This window comes from Paenibacillus sp. NEAU-GSW1 (genome assembly GCF_009737085.1).
Taxonomy (GTDB): domain Bacteria; phylum Bacillota; class Bacilli; order Paenibacillales; family Paenibacillaceae; genus Pristimantibacillus.
Genome location: NZ_WOVL01000006.1, coordinates 75,003 through 91,316, shown reverse-complemented (window position 1 = coordinate 91,316; position 16,314 = coordinate 75,003). Strand labels below are relative to the sequence as shown.

Genomic DNA, 16,314 nt, shown 5'->3' with positions numbered 1-16,314 from the left:
TTATAATGGAGTGTGAGAAACGAAATCATTAATTTACAATATAGGCTCACCCGAACTTCCATTATGTATCATTGGGGAGAGACTGACCGAGGAGAGAATTTAGTCGATGTCGATCAGAAAAATAGGAGTCATCGGAGCCGGCACCATGGGCCAGGGCATTGCAGAAATGCTCGCTTCAAATGGATTGGAAGTTTACTTAATTGAAATATCGAAAGAACGTTTATTATACGGAAAAGATATGATCGAGCTCAGTCTGGACAAACAGATTGAGAAATGGGCGCTAACGCAGACGGAGAAGAAGCTGATTCTAAGCCGAATCGAGTTTGCGGAAAGCTATGACGGCTTGACCGATTGCGAGCTCGTCATTGAGACGATTACGGAGGATCTGGAAGCCAAGAAGGAAGTATTCGCGCATATCGACCGCATTTGCGGCCCGGATACGATTCTGGCCAGCAATACGTCTACGCTAAGCTTAACCGAGCTTGCAAGCGCAACTGCCCGTCCGGAGCGAGTGATTGGTCTTCACTTTATTTACCCGGTGTTTAAAATTGATCTGGTTGAAATCGTTCGCGGCCTGCGGACGTCGGAGGATACGTTTGTTCAAACGAAGCATTTCGTCGAAGAAACAATAAATAAGAAAGGAGTCATGGTGTTCGAATCTCCGGGATTTGTCACTTCGCGGCTGATCTGCCTCTTCATTAACGAGGCGCTCCATGTGCTGGAGGAAGGCGTTGCCTCGGCAGAGGATATCGACAGCGCGATGCGAATCGGCTATTCGTTCCAGCACGGTCCCTTCGAAATGGCGGACCGGTTTGGCCTTGATTCCGTTCAAGCAGCGCTTGACATTATGTTCCGCGAATACGGCGAATTGAAATATCGACCGTCCATCGTGCTGAAAAAAATGGTGCGCGCGGGACAACTGGGCGTCAAGTCGGGCGCCGGCTTTTTCAAATACGATAAGGATGGAGACCGTATCTAATGAAAATTCTCGTTATTAACGCAGGAAGCTCATCCTTAAAATATCAATTGTACAATATGACCGAAGAATCGGTTCTCGCAAGCGGGCGTGTCGAGAGGATTGGGATGGACTCCTCGATTCTCACGCATGAGCCTGCGGACAAGCCGGAGGTTCGGGAAGTGAGCGAAATTTTGGATCATGTGACGGCTGTTAAAAAGGTGCTGGACGCGCTTTTGCATCCGGTGCACGGCGTGCTTCAATCGATGAACGAAATCGAAGCAGTCGGCCATCGCATCGTCCACGGCGGCGAGGTGTTCAAAAGTTCGGTGCTTGTCAATGCGGAGGTCAAGCTTGAAATCCGCAATCTGTTCGATTTAGCGCCGCTTCATAATCCGGCTCATATGATGGGCATTGTCGCGGTTGAAACGAATATGCCCGATGTGCCGCAGGCGGTCGTCTTTGATACCGCTTTCCATCAGACGATGCCAAACACCTCTTACTTGTATCCGATTCCAAGAGTGCTTTATCGCCGGCATAAAGTTCGCCGTTACGGCTTTCACGGGACGTCGCATCAATATGTGAGCGAGCAAGGCGCGAAGCTGCTCGGCGTGCCGCTCGAATCGCTTAACATGATTTCATGCCATATTGGCAATGGCGCTAGCGTAACGGCAATCAAGGACGGAAAGTCTTTCGATACGAGCATGGGCATGACGCCGCTTGAAGGGCTAATGATGGGAACGCGCAGCGGGGACATCGATCCGGCAATTGTTCCATACGTCATGAACAAAGAAGAATTGACGATGAGCGAGGTCAATTCGATGCTGAACAAGCACAGCGGCATGCTGGCCATTTCCGGACTTAGCAGCGATATGCGCGAGGTGCAGGAAGCGATAGATGAAGGCGATAAGAACGCCAAGCTCGCTTTTGATATGTATACGTATCGGATGCGCAAATATATCGGCGCCTATGCGGCGGCGATGAACGGCTTTGACGTGCTCATTTTTACTGCTGGCGTAGGCGAAAATTCATCGATCCTGCGCAAGGCGGTTTGCGACGGTCTGACCTTTTTCGGTCTGGAGCTCGATGATGCTAAAAACGCGGAGCGCAGCAAAGAACCTCGGTATATTTCGACGGAAAGCTCGCGTGTTAAAGTGCTTGTCGTGCCGACAAATGAAGAGCTGTTGATCGCTCGGGATACTTACAAGCTGGTACAGGCAAACGCAAAAGGATAGAGGAGCAGTGAGTGCAGTGAGCAATGATGAGTTGTGGAAGGCATATTCGCGAGGCATGGCCGCCGTTCTTAACGAGGGCGGCATTCACGTTTCGGCGCTTCTGCTGCGCTCGTACCGTCAATTGGGCTTGACGGATACGGACGCGATGCTGTTGTTGCAGCTGATGCTGTATCGCGACAATGAAGGGGTCGAGTTTCCGACGCCTGAGCAATTGGGCGAACGGCTCGGCATAACGGCGCTTGCAGCCGAGAAGCATATTGCTATGTTAATGAAAGCAGGCTTTCTGACGATAGACGAGCAGCTGGACAGCGTGACAGGCATTCAATCCGAAAAATATAACTGGAGCGGATGGCTGCTTAAAGCAGCGGAATGGGCGGCTCAGGAGCGGCGCGAGACTCGTAAAACGGAACGTAAACCGGCGGTCAAGCGGGCGGTTGATCCGAACAATTTGTTTAACGTCTTTGAACAAGAGTTCGGCAGGCTGCTTTCTCCAATCGAGTGCGAGACGATTACCGCCTGGCTCGATGAGGACCGCTACGCAGACGAGCTGATCCGCTTTGCGCTGAAGGAAGCCGTGTTCGCAGGCAAGCTGAATTTCAAGTATATTGACCGGATATTAATCGAATGGAGCCGGAACCGGGTCACGAACGAGGACGAGGCGCGCACTTACTCGCAAAAATTCCGCGGCGGGCGGAACTGACCGGTAAGCAAGTCCATGGGCAAGGATTGCTGATTTATAGATTATTTTTGTTCATCACCAGCTTTGGTCAGTCGGTTTTTGGCGTTGTATTAAGGCTTCACCGCATACAAAATCGTCAGCCCGCCATCCATCGGCTCTGTGACGATGGAGTAACCGCGCCCGTTCAGCCAAGCTTCCATCATGGAGTCATCGGCGATTCTGTCGGTAATGACCAGTCGGCCATGCGGCAACAGCAGGCGATCCGCTTCGGCAAGCGCCAGCAATTGCTGATTGCGATCCAAGTGACGAATGGCAAAGCTGCATACGATAAAGTGAAACGATTTGCCGGTGATCGGGAGCGTAAGCAGATTGCCAAGCCGCGTCTCCACAGCTGGCAACCGTTTTCGAAGCACATTCAGCATTTCCTGCGATTGCTCAACGACGGTCATATTGGCGCCTGCGGCAGCAAGCAGAGCCGTTAAGTTCCCGGTGCCGCCGCCAAGCTCAAGACCGGTCTCGCCGCTTGCAGGATCCGTCCAATCCGTCGTTCGCAGCAACGCCATCTCGTATTGCGCCGGTGTGATTTCATTGGCTAGCGCAGCAATCGGCGCATCTTTTCCATGCAACAACGCCAGCTCGTTATAGTGCCATTTGTCGCTCCATGATTCACGGTCGATCCGGGTTTGCCTAAACTGCCCAGCTAGCGATTCAGCCTGCGCAAGCTGAGGCGAACGATGCTTCATCCAGTCTCCAATCGTTTCATCCAGCGCTTGCAGTCGCGCCCCGGCTTCCACCCATTCCGAATAGAGCTTCGCCCGCGCTTCATCCATTTTGCGTATGAAAGTATCGGGATCGCCGGAGCCTGAAGCTCCCAATGCCTCCGAAACGGCTGCAATCGGCAAGCCGAGCTCGCGCAGCGCCACGATCCAGCGAAGCTGGGTAATATCATTCTCGCTGTACATTCGATATCCATTTTCTTGTTCTTTACGCGGCTTGAGAAGCCCTTTTTCCTCATAAAATCGGAGCGTCCGCGGCGAGACGCCAAGCAGCTTTGCCGCCTCATGTACTTTCACCCAAAGCCCTCCGGTTCATAAAAAAGACTGGCGAACCGCTTCGCTTTTGCGGACAGCATGCCAGTCTTGATCGTTATGATTGTCTTCCTTTTAAAAGCTCCCAGCGATACACATATTCAAATAGAAACTCGAACGCTTCAATATGGCGTTTCGCTTCAAAAGCGTTGGCGCCCCATGCGTAAATGCCGTGGTTGCGCAGCAGCACGCCCGGAATGCGCGGGTTCAAGCTAGCAGTAACTTCCGGCACGATTCGCGGAATGTCCGCATAGTTGGAGACAATCGGAATGTCGATATGAGCGTCTTCATCCCAGATGTTCAGCCCCTTGATGAGCTCAACTGCCGTCACCGGCACCGCCTTGCGATCCCAGAACCATTCGGAAACGATGCTGTTATAGACGGAATGAATATGAAAGATAGCTCCTGCTCTAGTCAGACGGTAGATTTCGGTATGAATCAACGTTTCAGCCGAAGGGCGCAAGGAGGTCGCTTCGCACGGCTTGCCATTCTGATCGACGATCAAGTAATCTTCCGGCGTATGAACCGTTTTGTCTTTACCGCTTGCAGTAACGGCGAAATGAAAATCGTCAGGCGCAAAGTTGCCTACGCGAACTGAAAGATTGCCGCTCGTGCCGGGAAACCAGCCGCGTGAGGCGAACAGCTCCTTTACTTCGCGCAAATCGGCGAATGCTTTCTGTTTTTGTTCCAATGTTACGTGTTGGTAAGCCATTTGCTTATTCCGTCCTTTCTTGCTTCAACTGGCGGATAATATCGTGAAAATCGTTAAACTCGACGTGCGGCAAGCCAAGCTCGCGGCATTTGTCAGTTAGGATCGAGCGGGAAAATACGAGGTCCGCCAGTTTTGCGCCTTCAAAGTCGGTTACGCTGTCGCCAATGAGAATGCGCTCGAAATCGCTCTTTGGATAACGGCGCATAATGGTCGTTTTGCACATGCCGCAATCATTTTGGCAATGTTCGTCGCACGGATTTGGCCACGTAATTTCGATTTGATCGCCGCTAAAGTCGCTGCCGTTGCAATAAATATGATCCGGGGAAATGCCGAACCGTTCGAGAATCGGATAAACGAAAAAGTCGATGCCGCCGCTCGTCACAAAAAACTCGATGTCATTCCCTTTGCAATACGACAAAAGCTCAGCGAATCCGTCGCGGATACGGGCATTCGAGATGCCGTATTCTACAACTTCCTTTTGCATGGAAGAGGGGAGCAGGCGGAACAGTTGGCCTACGCCGTCGCGGATCGAAATTTCTAGTGCGACGATTTTCTCGACGATCTGCTCCCAGCCCGGCGGATTGAAATGGCGAATGATCGCTACGATATTATCGTTTACAGTAATTGTGCCGTCAAAATCGCAAAAAATAATGCGTTTCTTAGCTGTATTTGTCTCTGTTGTCATTATTCTTTTACTCCCCATGCATCGATTGCCGCTTGAAGCGGCTCATTGCCTTTTTGCGAAGCGGCTTCGCGGAGTGATGTCCCGGCAAGGGTCGCGTCGATGGCGATTCTGAAAGCTTGTCCGCCTGCTGCGGTGCCCATCGGATGACCGTGTACGCCGCCGCCGGCATTGACGACAACGTCATTGCCGAAGTCGCGCAAAATAAGCGGCACCAATCCTGGATGAATGCCAGCGGAAGGAACAGGGAAGCTCTTGCGCAATGTGTCTGAAGGCGCAAGCAGTACATCTTTAACGGCTAAGTTTTCTTCCTTCGGCATGACGACGGAGCCGTATGGAGAAGGGAAGAGGACGAGGTCGGCGCCCGCAAGGCGCATCAGCTTGCCGAGCAGCACTGACGCCCCGATTCCGTAATAAGGCGATTGATAGAAAGCGCCTGCCATCGCGGGATGCGCGGCAATGGGCACGTTGATCGATGAATCTTTGCTTAGCTCATGCAGCACGTCATAACCATAAGAAAGCACATTGAACAGCAGTGCATTTGCGCCAGCCGCAATCGCTTTGCGGGCATTGTCTGCCAGTTGGGATGTCGGGCCTGTCAGATTGACGGCATAGAGCAGCTTTTGACCGGTTTCGCTTTCCGCGCGTCGTGCCGCCGCCATACATACTTCAACCCTTTTCTCCAGCGGAGTAAGCGGGTTCTCGAACAAAATCTCATCATCCTTAATGAGATCGACGCCGCCAAGCGCTTGCTTGAAAAATTGATCCTCCAAATTCGCCAGATCATGTCCAACTACCGATTTGAAAATGCTCATGAGCAGCGGGCGATCATGTACGCCAAGCAAATCGCGAACGCCTTGCAGGCCGAAAGCAGGGCCGGGGAACGCCGACTGGAATTGCTCGGAGACGTCCAGATCAATAAGCTTAATGCGTCCGTCCATCGACAGTTTGCCGAAGATCGTTACGAGCAGAGCCGGGATGTCGCGGCTGAAGTTGATATCCGGATACGCAATGCGAATGTCAGCATAACGCTCGCCGCCTGCCGGCTCATGCACCTCAACAGAGAGCACTTTGCCCAGATGCTTCTCCATGTCTGCTTTGCGAGCTTCCGGCAAGTCTGTCCAGCTGCCTACCGTCAAGCCAACGGCGATGGATTGCGCTTTTTTGTTAAAGTCAGCTTTCTCGTCAAAGCTTCGATAAGTCGCAATGCAAACTTGGCTCATTACAGGATGCTCCTTTCGATTTCGGCGCCCAGCTCGCCTGAGCGCTCTGCCGAACGGAGCATGCCTTTAACAATCGTTTCCGTCAATTGTCCGGCAGCCATCGTTTCAATTGCCGCTTGTGTCGTGCCATTTGGCGATGTTACTTTACGTCGCAAATCCACAGGCTCTTCTCCGGTCTGGCGAACCATTTCAACGGCTCCGAGCACAGTTTGCACGACGAGCTCTTTCGCTGCGGACGGTTCCAAGCCAAGCTTATCGGCTGCAGCCATCATCGCTTCCATAAAGTAATATACATAGGCGGGACCGCTGCCGGATATGCCGACAATGGCATTTTGAAGCGACTCATCGACAGCGGCGGTAATGCCTACCGATTGGAAAATCGCTTCGGCCAGCTGCTTCTGCTCTTGCGTAACCGAATGCGAGAAGCTGATGCCGGTAGCGCCAAGCCCGATTGTGCTGGACGTATTCGGCATTGTGCGGACGATCGGCACTTGATTGCCGAGCAGCTTCTCGATTGTCGCTATCGAAATGCCGGCAATGACGGATACGATCAGCTGGTTGTTGTTTACAAAAGGAGCGATCGACGCAATCGCCGCTGCAGCATCCTTTGGTTTCATAGCGAGAAATATAATGTCGGCGTCTTTCAAAAACTGCTCATTCGTCGAACCGGAAAGCGTCGTTTGAATGCCGTAACGCTCGTTCAGCTCAGTCAATCTGTCATTGTTCGAACGGTTCAGCATCGAGATTTGCGTCGGGAGCGTCAGCTTTTCGTTCAAAATGCCGCGCATAATGGCTTCAGCCATCGAGCCTGCGCCGTAGAAGCATAATTGGAGCGACTGAATGGCAGCCGCTGTATCTTTAGTGAGTGATACCATAGTAGGAACCTCCGTTTATCCGCGAATTTGACCGTTTCCGTAGATCCGGTATTTCGTTGAAGTGAGCGCTGGCAGGCCCATTGGGCCGCGAGCGTGAAGCTTTTGCGTGCTGATGCCGATTTCCGCTCCGAAGCCAAATTCAAAGCCGTCGGTGAAGCGGGTAGAGGCGTTATGGTAAACAGCTGCGGCATCGATTTCCTGAAGGAATCGTTCAGCGTTGCTTCCATCCTCGGTAACGATGCATTCGGAATGTTTCGTACCGTACTTGCGGATATGGTCAAGCGCCTCATCAAAGCCCGCAACAATGCGGATATTAAGAATATAATCGCCGTACTCGGTTGCGTAGTCTTGCTCGGTCGCCGATTTTGCTTGCGGCAGCAAAGCAAGAGTACGCTCGCAGCCTCTCAGCTCGACATTAGCGGCTGTAAAACGATCGGCTAATTGAGCCAAATGCTTTGCGGCGAAATGTTCATGTACGAGCAGCGTTTCCATCGAATTGCATACCGAAGGGCGTTGTACTTTTGCATTAAAAGCGATGTCAGCGGCCATATCGTAAATGGCGCTTTCGTCGACAAACGTATGACAAATGCCTGCGCCGGTTTCAATAACAGGCACGGTCGCATTCTCGACAACGTTGCGGATTAGCGCCGCGCCGCCGCGCGGAATGACAACGTCGAGCAATCCGTTCAGCTTCAGCATTTCGTTAACCGATGCCCGATCCGAATCTTCAATAAGCTGAATTGCGTCGGATGGGAGGGCCGTGCCTTTCAACGATTCGCGCAGCACTTCCGCAATGCGGCGATTCGATTCAAGCGCGGCTGATCCGCCGCGCAATACGACGCTGTTGCCTGTCTTTAAGCAAAGGCCGATAGCATCGACGGTTACGTTTGGACGGGCTTCATAGATCATCCCGATGACGCCAAGCGGCACACGGGTTTGCTCAACTCTCAAGCCGTTAGGACGGTCGAATTGCTGCAGCAGCTCGCCGACTGGATCTGGCAGCTCGATTACCTGGCGCAAGCCTTCGGCGATGCCGGAAATCCGTTTCTCATCCAGGGCTAGGCGGTCGAGCAGGGAAGCGCTCGTTCCAAGCTCTCGACCGCGCTCCAGATCTTTTTGATTGGCTTCAATAATGGATGTTTGATTGGCAATCAAGGCATCGGCCATTACTTGCAAAGCAACATTTTTTTGCTCGGTGGTCGCCTTATTCATTTGTGCTGCGGCAATGCCTGCAAGAGTCGCTTTTTGTCTAACTTCGCTTATCATATCGAAAACCTCCGCTCTTTATGTTTCATTCGTTTTGTTGTCTTCGTCATCGCAACGAAATCCATTCGTCGCGATGGATCACTTCTATCCGGTTGACGTCGATACGTCTGCGCACTTCCTCGGTGCTGAGGCCAGCGGCCGCTTGTACTTGCCATGCGGCATAGCTGACGACGCCGCGGCCGATCGTTTCGCCGGATTGGCTGGAAACTTCAACGACATCTCCGGGATGGAACTCGCCTTCAATGTCGCGAATTCCTGCCGGCAGCAAGCTTTTGCCGCCGGTCAGCAGCGCGTCCGCCGCGCCGCCGTCAACGATGATTTTGCCTTTCGGCAGCGAGTGGAAGCCGAGCCACTGTTTTTTCATTGGCAAATTATCCAGCTGCGTATCGAAATAAGTGCCTCTGCCTTCGCCGGCAATGGCAAGCTCAAGGTCGCCCGGCTGCTGTACTTTGCCGATAAAAGCGCCAACGCCTCCGCGCATTGCGATGCGCGCCGCTTCAATTTTGGAGCGCATGCCGCCTGTGCCGACTGCGGAACCGGCACCGCCCGCGAGTTTCATAATGTCCTCGGATATTTGGTCAACGCGCTCGATTTTGACAGCTTGCGGATTTTTACGCGGGTCTTCCGTGTACAAACCGTCCATATCCGTAATGATAACGAGCTGGCTCGCTTTCGTCATTGCAGCGACTAGCGAGGACAGGTAGTCGTTGTCGCCAAATTTCAACACGATCTCATCGGTCGAGACGGTATCGTTTTCGTTGATGATCGGAATCGTCCGCAGCCGCAGCAGCTCTTCGATCGTCATCAGCGCATTGTTAATCCGTTTGCGGTTTGAGAAATCGGCGCGTGTCAGCAATATTTGCGCTGCAACGATACCGAATTTTGTTAATGCTTCCTGATAGGCTTGCATGAGCAGCGCTTGACCGACAGCTGCGGCAGCCTGCTTCTCATGCAATACTTTTGGCCTTGAAGCATAACCGACCTGTTTAAACCCGGCGGCGACTGCCCCGGAAGTAACGAGAATGACATTTAGCCCTTTCTGATGAAGGGCGGCCAATTCCTGAGCGAAATAGGCGATACTTTCACGGTTAAGCCCGCCTTCCTCCGAGGTTAGCGAACTGCTTCCGATTTTTACGACGATAGTTTCAGGCATCCGTTCTCATCCCATTTCATGACAAAATAAAAAGGCTCTCGTCCATAAAAGGACGAAAGCCTGTGCTTCCGCGGTACCACCTTTGTTGACTGATAGAGCGAGCGTAGCGTTATTACACGCACCGATCCAATTCAGTCCTGCTTTATGCCTCGTAACAGGAGGCGCTGTCCGGCTCATCGCCGGCCGTTCGGGGGCTGGTTCGGCGAGCGATCGAGGTAAATTCTTGCAGCCTAAGGAATTTACTCTCTGTTCACGACCTATTCAAGCTTACTATTCCCGTCATCACGTTACATGTTTAATTACGTTCTAGCATAACATGACCTGCCATCTGCTGTAAAGCAAGGCGGGCCTGGAACAGCGCGAAACGATGTCCTGCCTCGACAGGAAGGCGAAGCGTTTTCTGTTTGACGCTTTTCTTAGAACAATCCAAGCTTGCCGATTCGTTCAACCGCTTCGACCAGTCGAGCTTCAGTCGTCAGCAGACCGAGCCTGACATAGCCTTCGCCATGGGATCCGAATCCGACGCCTGGAGCGACAACAACGTCTGCTTCCTGGAGAACGAGATCCGCAAACGATTCCGATGTATGACCGGCAGGCACAGGAAGCCAGCAGAAGAAAGAGCCGCCCGGACGATCCGCTTTCCAGCCGATACGATCCAGAGCGCCAAACAGCGCTTCGCGCCGGCTTTCATAGGTTGCGTTCAAATCTGCAACGCATTGCTGAGGACCGGTTAACGCCTCGGCTGCTGCTTCCTGAATGCCGCCGAACAGGCTGCAGTAATAGTGGTCCTGAATCAAATTAATTAGTGATACGATTTCAGCGTTGCCGATTGCAAAGCCGACGCGCCAGCCGGCCATGTTGTACGATTTGGACAGCGTATAAAACTCAACGCCAACTTCTTTAGCTCCAGGCGTTTGCAAAAAACTGATCGGACGGCTGCCGTCAAAGCCGATGGCGCCGTATGCGAAGTCGCTGGCGATAACAACGCCTGTTTTGCGCGCGAATTCAACCGTTTCTTCATAAAATGCCGAAGTGGCTACCGCACCAGTCGGATTGTTCGGATAGTTCATGAACAGAAGCTTGGCGCGTTGCAAAGCTTCACCGTCAATGGCTTCATAATCGGGAAGGAAGCCGTTTTCCGGTTTAAGCGGCATAAAATGCATTTCCGCTCCGGCAAGTGCGACGCCGGACCAGTAATCCGGATATCCGGGATCGGGAACGAGACAAACGTCGCCCGGGTTCAGCAAGCATTGGCTAATTTCGACAAGTCCTGTTTTGCCGCCGAACAAAATCGCGACTTCGGTAGCCGGATCGACATCGACGTTATAATCTTCTTTATAGCGTTTAGCGACCGCTTCCTTTAAAAAAGGATAGCCGCTGAACGGAGGATAACGATGATACAGCGGATTGGCCGCAGCCTCTTGCAGTTTTGCTACGATATGGGAAGGCGTCGGCTGGTCGGGATTGCCTTGTCCCAAATTGATGACATCGCGGCCTTTCGCTGCTTGCGCATTAGCTTTGGCTACCAATTTGGCGAAAAACTGCGTCGGCAATCCTGTCATCCGTTCCGCGGGTTTAATTGTATGCTGACCGATTTGCGTTTCCATTTCTGCTCGCTCACACTCCATTAAAAAGTTGCTCTCGAATACAATCGACATTAAAATTAATGTAGCATGCTAAAACCATTTATGTCGAGTATATTAGTCGGCATGGAGATAGGATTGGGCGACAGGAGCGCCGTGAGCGTTACATGCATAAATAAGGCGCAGCCTCCGCCCGCGTCAAAAGTTTGCGCAGAAGCGATTAACGCTCAGGCAAATTACGCCGCAGGAATGCCGACTTTTTGCACGAACGGTTTAATGTCAGCGCTGAAGAGAAGCAAATACGGCCGGCGTTGTTCGTCAAACACGAGCAATAGCGGCGGTTTTTGATCGCAGTTGAATAAGAAGACATCTTCGGCAGCGACATTAATGCCATTCACTTTAATGGTGACCGGCTTCTCAAGCGGAATCCGATATACATAGCTGCAGCTGTCATCGTTCGTTAATTGCGGCGCAAGTCCCGTGACCGAGCTGATCCAATCGTTTGCGAAACGTTGGAAATCTTTATCGTTCGGGACCGATTTTATAACTTTGCCGGCTTTGACATCGAAAACTTGAACCGGTCTGAACGGTTCCGGGTCTGGGGCGGCTGCGGCACCGGCAAATACAGGCGAAGCAAATGCAATGATCATCATGCATAAAGCGAGCAGCGTAGCTGCCATACGTTGAAGCTGCATTTTCATTCTCTCCTTTAAGTTGGGGAATCGTTCAATCATCAAAATTAGAGTTCCCAACTTGACACAGAACCATGAGAAGGTATCATTAGGGAAAATTGCGTACGTAAATGACGGAAGAAAAGGAGTTATAGAATATGACACAAAAGCTGCGAATTGCGCTGCTGCAAATGCACATTGAAGCTGGAAACCCGGAGACGAATTATGCGAAGCTGTCGTCAATGCTTGAGGAGGCAGTTGCCCAGCCGAATAAACCGGATATCATCGTATTTCCGGAGATGTGGAATACGGGTTACGCTTTGACGGAAATCAATGAGCTTGCAGATCGCGAAGGAGAACGGACGAAAGCGTTAATTTCCGATTTTTCACGAAAGCATAACGTAAATATCGTCGCCGGTTCAATTGCGGAGAAAAAGCCGGACGGCGTATACAATACGATTCACGCGTTTGACAGGCAAGGCAATGAAATCGGCGAATATTCCAAAATTCATCTGTTCCGCTTAATGGATGAGGAGAAGTATTTGGCAGCCGGCGATCAGCCGGGCAAGTTAACAATCGAAGGCGCGGACGCAGGCATGATGATATGCTACGATATCCGTTTCCCTGAGCTGTCGCGCAAGCTCGCGCTTGAAGGCGCAAAGCTGCTCATCGTACCGGCGGAATGGCCGCATCCGCGTCTGCATCATTGGCGCACGCTTCTGACAGCCAGAGCGATTGAAAATCAAATGTACGTCATCGCCTGCAATCGCGTCGGAACAAGCGGCACGACTGAATTTTTCGGTCATTCGATGGTGCTGGACCCTTGGGGTGAGACTATCGTTGAAGGCGGGGACGAGGAAGCCATTTTGTATGCTGAAATTGACCTGTCGGTAGTCGACACAGTCAGAGCGAAAATCCCGGTCTTTGAAGATCGCCGGCCTACGCTTTATTAGATCCAAGACCTTGCCTTATTATGTGCCTTATTATGTGGAATCAAAAGCTTACCCGAAGCAGGTAAGCTTTTTTATTAAGGCTCTGATACTTTGAATGACAGAAAGGGGATGGCGTATGAAGTTCACATTTAATAATTTCACATGTGATGTTGAGATATTTAATAAAGATAAAGACGATGTTGTAGTAAGGTTTTATGATAAAACAAAAGAACAAAAAGAAGAAGAAATTATTGATCTTGTTATTGTTGATCCAGGTCATGGGTATCTTTGCTTGAAAATCAAGGGCGAAGGAGCATTATTAAGCGGATTTTTAGATGAAGGTATTTTTGTAACTGATGATATGGTAGAAGCCGCAATTGATTACATAGAGGATTTACTGCCACATGCAAAGAATAGATATATGCCATATCACGTAGCTCGCTTTAAAAAATCGAGCTACGTTGAATATAATGGCGAGTATTAAAAAAATAATCCAAGTGGAATTTAATCATTTATAAAACATATGCCGATGGAAGCGGCTTCTCACAATGTACCCCTATAAAAGATGTAATAGTTATTGAATATGGTTCGAAAAGTTTAACGGAGCAGTTTCGAGTTCAGGATGGCTTTTTGAAGATTCTGTCCATTTAAATTCGTCAAAGACGATAGAAAAATGGAATCGAGAACGGCAGCTTGAACCGAAACTACGCAGTGGAACGGCAGCATGTAACATTAACCCGCCTCAAAACGTACTCTTCATTGTCTTAATAAACGCATCCGCCGCTTTCGAGAGATATCGGCCTTTACGATACGCGATAACAAGCGTCCTCGAAGGGTCCGATTCCAGCGACAGATAGATCGGCGCCAGTTCACTTCCCTTTGACCGAGTCAGCATGCGAGGGACGAAAGCGATGCCCATGCCGCCGGCCACGAGCGACTGGATCGTCTCCATGTTGCTGCTCTCGAACACAAACTGAGGCGTAAATCCTGAACGTTGACATAGTTCTACTGTAATTTGCCGGAAGCCTTGTCCTTTTTTCAGCCCGATAAAAGGTTCCTCCGACAATTCAAGAAGCTTGACCGCATCGGAACGTCCGGCCAGCCGATGATTCGGCGGAATAGCCAGGCAAATTTCTTCTTCCATTAATACTTCCCATGCTAATGATGAATCTTCGAGAGGAAGCGAGAGCAAGCTGATGTCGGTGCCGCCGCTGGCGGTCAATTGCTCTAAGCGCGCAGATGTTTCCTCGACGAGAACAACCTCGATTTGAGGATATAAATCGCCGAAAATCGGAAGAACGAGCGGCAATATGTGCGAGCCTGTAATCGGCATCGTACCGACGACAAGACGGCCGCGGCGCATTTGCGCCATATCGTCCATTTCTTGCTTTAATTGCTCGACAGCATCAAGAATGGTTTGGGATTTCGTTATAAAAACTTCTCCGGCTTGCGTCAGCTCGACGGAATTGGTCGTGCGCCGAAATAACAGCACGCCAAGCTCCTGTTCGAGCTTTGATAATTGCTGGCTGAGCGAAGGCTGGGCGATATGCAGTTTTTCGGCTGCTCGGGAGAAGTTTTTTTCAAGCGCAATCTGTTTCACATACTGCAATTGCCGAAGCTCCATAGTGGTAAATCCATCCCTTTCATTTATTCATATTCTCGCTATTCTCACTGACAGATAGGGTATTCTCATTCATGCGCGTTTGCGCAACTTCTATAGTTGTTACCTATAAACATTATAGATATTATATCTTAGATCAATCAAGAAAGAAATGATATGCTAGTTCCATCTTATAGAGAAACATTGAAACGACGGGGTGATAATAATGACGAAAAGAACACTGTTTGAAAAAATTTGGGACAATCACGTCATTCATCAAGAGGAAGGCAAGCCAAGCATTATCTATATCGATTTGCAGCTTGTGCATGAAGTAACATCGCCGCAAGCGTTTGAAGGACTCCGGATGTCCGGCCGTAAAGTACGCCGTCCAGACCTGACTTTCGCAACGATGGACCACAACGTGCCGACTAAAGATCGCTACAATATTACGGATCCGATCTCCAAACAACAAATCGACACGCTGACGCAAAACTGTAAAGATTTTGGCGTTAAGCTGTTTGATCTCGACAACATCGACCAAGGCGTTGTACACGTTATGGGTCCTGAAATCGGCCTGACGCATCCGGGCAAAACGATCGTTTGCGGCGACAGCCACACTTCGACTCACGGCGCTTTCGGCGCGCTTGCTTTCGGTATCGGTACTTCCGAAGTCGAGCACGTAATGGCTACGCAATGCTTGCAGCAAGCGAAACCAAAAACGATGGAAGTTCGTTTTAACGGCAGCCGCAAACCGGGCGTAACGGCGAAAGACTTGATTCTCGGCGTAATCGCTAAATACGGCACTGACTTCGCTACCGGCTATGTAATCGAATATACTGGCGAAGCGATCCGCAGCCTGACGATGGAAGAACGTATGACAGTCTGCAACATGTCGATCGAAGGCGGCGCTCGCGCAGGTCTGATCGCACCGGACGAAACGACTTTCAACTACCTCAAAGGCCGCGAGTATTCGCCTGCTAACTACGACGAGGCAGTAGAAACATGGAAACAGCTGACTACGGATGAAGGCGCAACTTACGATACGGTTGTTGACTTCGACGTTGACTCCCTGATTCCGCAAGTAACTTGGGGCACAAGCCCGGGCATGGGCACAGACATTACGTCCAAAGTGCCATTCCCTCAAGATCTGCCAACTGAAAACGAGCGCAAAGCAGCAGAAAAAGCGCTTGAATATATGGATCTGAAACCAGGCACGCCAATGACAGAAATTGAAATCGACTATGTCTTTATCGGTTCTTGCACGAACGGCCGGATTGAAGACCTTCGCGCAGCAGCGGAAATCGCGCGCGGCTACAAAGTAAGCGACCGCGTAACGGCAATCGTCGTTCCAGGTTCCGGCCGCGTTAAAATCCAAGCTGAAAAAGAAGGCCTCGATAAAGTGTTTATCGAAGCAGGCTTTGAATGGCGTGAAGCAGGCTGCTCGATGTGCCTTGCGATGAACCCTGACGTTCTCCAGCCGGGACAACGTTGCGCATCGACTTCCAACCGTAACTTCGAAGGCCGTCAAGGCCGCGGCGGACGTACGCACCTTGTATCGCCGGCAATGGCAGTTGCAGCAGCAGTTAACGGACGTTTCACTGACGTTCGCGACTGGAAAATCAAATCCGAAGTGTTGAACTAATTGAACGTGTGAGAGAGG

At 51.0% G+C, this 16,314-nt stretch carries 16 protein-coding genes; 6 read left to right on the top strand and 10 right to left on the bottom strand.

Annotated features, from left to right (window positions below; translation table 11 throughout):
• The first annotated feature begins 106 nt into the window (after positions 1-106).
• From GOM71_RS05770 to GOM71_RS05760, 3 genes are read left to right on the top strand one after another with little or no spacing between them, the layout of a single operon-like run.
• On the top strand, positions 107-979 hold the full coding sequence (locus GOM71_RS05770; RefSeq protein WP_156278811.1) for a 3-hydroxyacyl-CoA dehydrogenase family protein: 873 nt from the start codon (positions 107-109) through the stop codon (positions 977-979).
• Positions 979-2,190: an acetate/propionate family kinase gene (locus GOM71_RS05765; RefSeq protein WP_156278810.1), complete on the top strand. Its 1,212-nt coding sequence runs from the start codon at positions 979-981 to the stop codon at positions 2,188-2,190. Before GOM71_RS05770 ends, GOM71_RS05765 begins: the two co-directional genes overlap by 1 nt.
• 16 nt (positions 2,191-2,206) lie before the next feature.
• Positions 2,207-2,890, top strand: a complete 684-nt coding sequence (locus GOM71_RS05760; protein WP_367649475.1) for a DnaD domain protein — start codon at positions 2,207-2,209, stop codon at positions 2,888-2,890.
• An 89-nt stretch (positions 2,891-2,979) separates the two neighbouring features.
• On the opposite strand, the gene GOM71_RS24845 is transcribed toward GOM71_RS05760, so the two are convergent.
• The 9 genes from GOM71_RS24845 to GOM71_RS05715 all read right to left on the bottom strand — a co-directional run bounded on the left by GOM71_RS24845 (position 2,980) and on the right by GOM71_RS05715 (position 12,146).
• Positions 2,980-3,942, bottom strand: a complete 963-nt coding sequence (locus tag GOM71_RS24845) for a MerR family transcriptional regulator (RefSeq protein ID WP_156278809.1) — start codon at positions 3,940-3,942, stop codon at positions 2,980-2,982.
• A gap of 73 nt (positions 3,943-4,015) precedes the next feature.
• Positions 4,016-4,669: a methylthioribulose 1-phosphate dehydratase gene (gene mtnB, locus GOM71_RS05750; protein WP_156278808.1), complete on the bottom strand. Its 654-nt coding sequence runs from the start codon at positions 4,667-4,669 to the stop codon at positions 4,016-4,018.
• A 4-nt stretch (positions 4,670-4,673) separates the two neighbouring features.
• Positions 4,674-5,354 (bottom strand): 2-hydroxy-3-keto-5-methylthiopentenyl-1-phosphate phosphatase, encoded by a 681-nt coding sequence (locus tag GOM71_RS05745; RefSeq protein ID WP_156278807.1) that lies wholly within the window; start codon positions 5,352-5,354, stop codon positions 4,674-4,676.
• Entirely contained in the window at positions 5,354-6,574 is a 1,221-nt protein-coding gene (locus GOM71_RS05740) for a 2,3-diketo-5-methylthiopentyl-1-phosphate enolase (RefSeq protein WP_156278806.1), read from the bottom strand. The genes GOM71_RS05745 and GOM71_RS05740 overlap by 1 nt, the downstream gene beginning before the upstream one ends.
• Entirely contained in the window at positions 6,574-7,449 is an 876-nt protein-coding gene (proC, locus tag GOM71_RS05735) for a pyrroline-5-carboxylate reductase (RefSeq protein WP_156278805.1), read from the bottom strand. Before proC ends, GOM71_RS05740 begins: the two co-directional genes overlap by 1 nt.
• A 15-nt stretch (positions 7,450-7,464) precedes the next feature.
• On the bottom strand, positions 7,465-8,715 hold the full coding sequence (locus GOM71_RS05730; protein WP_156278804.1) for a glutamate-5-semialdehyde dehydrogenase: 1,251 nt from the start codon (positions 8,713-8,715) through the stop codon (positions 7,465-7,467).
• A 46-nt stretch (positions 8,716-8,761) separates the two neighbouring features.
• A complete protein-coding gene (gene proB, locus GOM71_RS05725; RefSeq protein ID WP_156278803.1) occupies positions 8,762-9,868 on the bottom strand; it encodes a glutamate 5-kinase in 1,107 nt (368 codons plus the stop codon).
• A 416-nt stretch (positions 9,869-10,284) separates the two neighbouring features.
• Positions 10,285-11,475 carry a pyridoxal phosphate-dependent aminotransferase gene (locus tag GOM71_RS05720; protein ID WP_156278802.1) on the bottom strand — a complete coding sequence of 397 codons (1,191 nt, stop codon included), beginning with the start codon at positions 11,473-11,475 and terminating at the stop codon, positions 10,285-10,287.
• Positions 11,476-11,687: 212 nt separating this feature from the next.
• A complete protein-coding gene (locus tag GOM71_RS05715; RefSeq protein ID WP_156278801.1) occupies positions 11,688-12,146 on the bottom strand; it encodes a hypothetical protein in 459 nt (152 codons plus the stop codon).
• A 134-nt stretch (positions 12,147-12,280) separates the two neighbouring features.
• Here GOM71_RS05715 and GOM71_RS05710 point away from each other — a divergent pair, with 134 nt between their 5' ends.
• Together GOM71_RS05710 and GOM71_RS05705 are read left to right on the top strand one after the other, a co-directional pair.
• Entirely contained in the window at positions 12,281-13,075 is a 795-nt protein-coding gene (locus GOM71_RS05710) for a carbon-nitrogen family hydrolase (RefSeq protein ID WP_156278800.1), read from the top strand.
• 115 nt (positions 13,076-13,190) lie between these two features.
• A complete protein-coding gene (locus tag GOM71_RS05705; protein ID WP_156278799.1) occupies positions 13,191-13,538 on the top strand; it encodes a hypothetical protein in 348 nt (115 codons plus the stop codon).
• A 258-nt stretch (positions 13,539-13,796) separates the two neighbouring features.
• Here the strand turns inward: GOM71_RS05705 and GOM71_RS05700 are convergent, their stop codons facing one another.
• On the bottom strand, positions 13,797-14,678 hold the full coding sequence (locus tag GOM71_RS05700) for a LysR family transcriptional regulator (protein WP_156278798.1): 882 nt from the start codon (positions 14,676-14,678) through the stop codon (positions 13,797-13,799).
• Positions 14,679-14,880: 202 nt separating this feature from the next.
• On the opposite strand from GOM71_RS05700, the gene leuC reads away from it, so the two are divergent.
• Positions 14,881-16,296: a 3-isopropylmalate dehydratase large subunit gene (leuC, locus tag GOM71_RS05695; RefSeq protein ID WP_156278797.1), complete on the top strand. Its 1,416-nt coding sequence runs from the start codon at positions 14,881-14,883 to the stop codon at positions 16,294-16,296.
• The last annotated feature ends 18 nt before the right edge of the window (positions 16,297-16,314 follow it).

Bases quoted from the DNA above. Each gene is read 5' to 3' on its own strand.
- GOM71_RS05770 (WP_156278811.1), top strand. From the start codon at position 107: ATGTCGATCAGAAAAATAGGAGTCATCGGAGCCGGCACCATGGGCCAG.
- GOM71_RS05765 (WP_156278810.1), top strand. From the start codon at position 979: ATGAAAATTCTCGTTATTAACGCAGGAAGCTCATCCTTAAAATATCAA.
- mtnB (WP_156278808.1), bottom strand. From the start codon at position 4,669: ATGGCTTACCAACACGTAACATTGGAACAAAAACAGAAAGCATTCGCC.
- GOM71_RS05745 (WP_156278807.1), bottom strand. From the start codon at position 5,354: ATGACAACAGAGACAAATACAGCTAAGAAACGCATTATTTTTTGCGAT.
- GOM71_RS05740 (WP_156278806.1), bottom strand. From the start codon at position 6,574: ATGAGCCAAGTTTGCATTGCGACTTATCGAAGCTTTGACGAGAAAGCT.
- proC (WP_156278805.1), bottom strand. From the start codon at position 7,449: ATGGTATCACTCACTAAAGATACAGCGGCTGCCATTCAGTCGCTCCAA.
- GOM71_RS05730 (WP_156278804.1), bottom strand. From the start codon at position 8,715: ATGATAAGCGAAGTTAGACAAAAAGCGACTCTTGCAGGCATTGCCGCA.
- proB (WP_156278803.1), bottom strand. From the start codon at position 9,868: ATGCCTGAAACTATCGTCGTAAAAATCGGAAGCAGTTCGCTAACCTCG.
- GOM71_RS05720 (WP_156278802.1), bottom strand. From the start codon at position 11,475: ATGGAAACGCAAATCGGTCAGCATACAATTAAACCCGCGGAACGGATG.
- GOM71_RS05715 (WP_156278801.1), bottom strand. From the start codon at position 12,146: ATGCAGCTTCAACGTATGGCAGCTACGCTGCTCGCTTTATGCATGATG.
- GOM71_RS05710 (WP_156278800.1), top strand. From the start codon at position 12,281: ATGACACAAAAGCTGCGAATTGCGCTGCTGCAAATGCACATTGAAGCT.
- GOM71_RS05705 (WP_156278799.1), top strand. From the start codon at position 13,191: ATGAAGTTCACATTTAATAATTTCACATGTGATGTTGAGATATTTAAT.
- GOM71_RS05700 (WP_156278798.1), bottom strand. From the start codon at position 14,678: ATGGAGCTTCGGCAATTGCAGTATGTGAAACAGATTGCGCTTGAAAAA.
- leuC (WP_156278797.1), top strand. From the start codon at position 14,881: ATGACGAAAAGAACACTGTTTGAAAAAATTTGGGACAATCACGTCATT.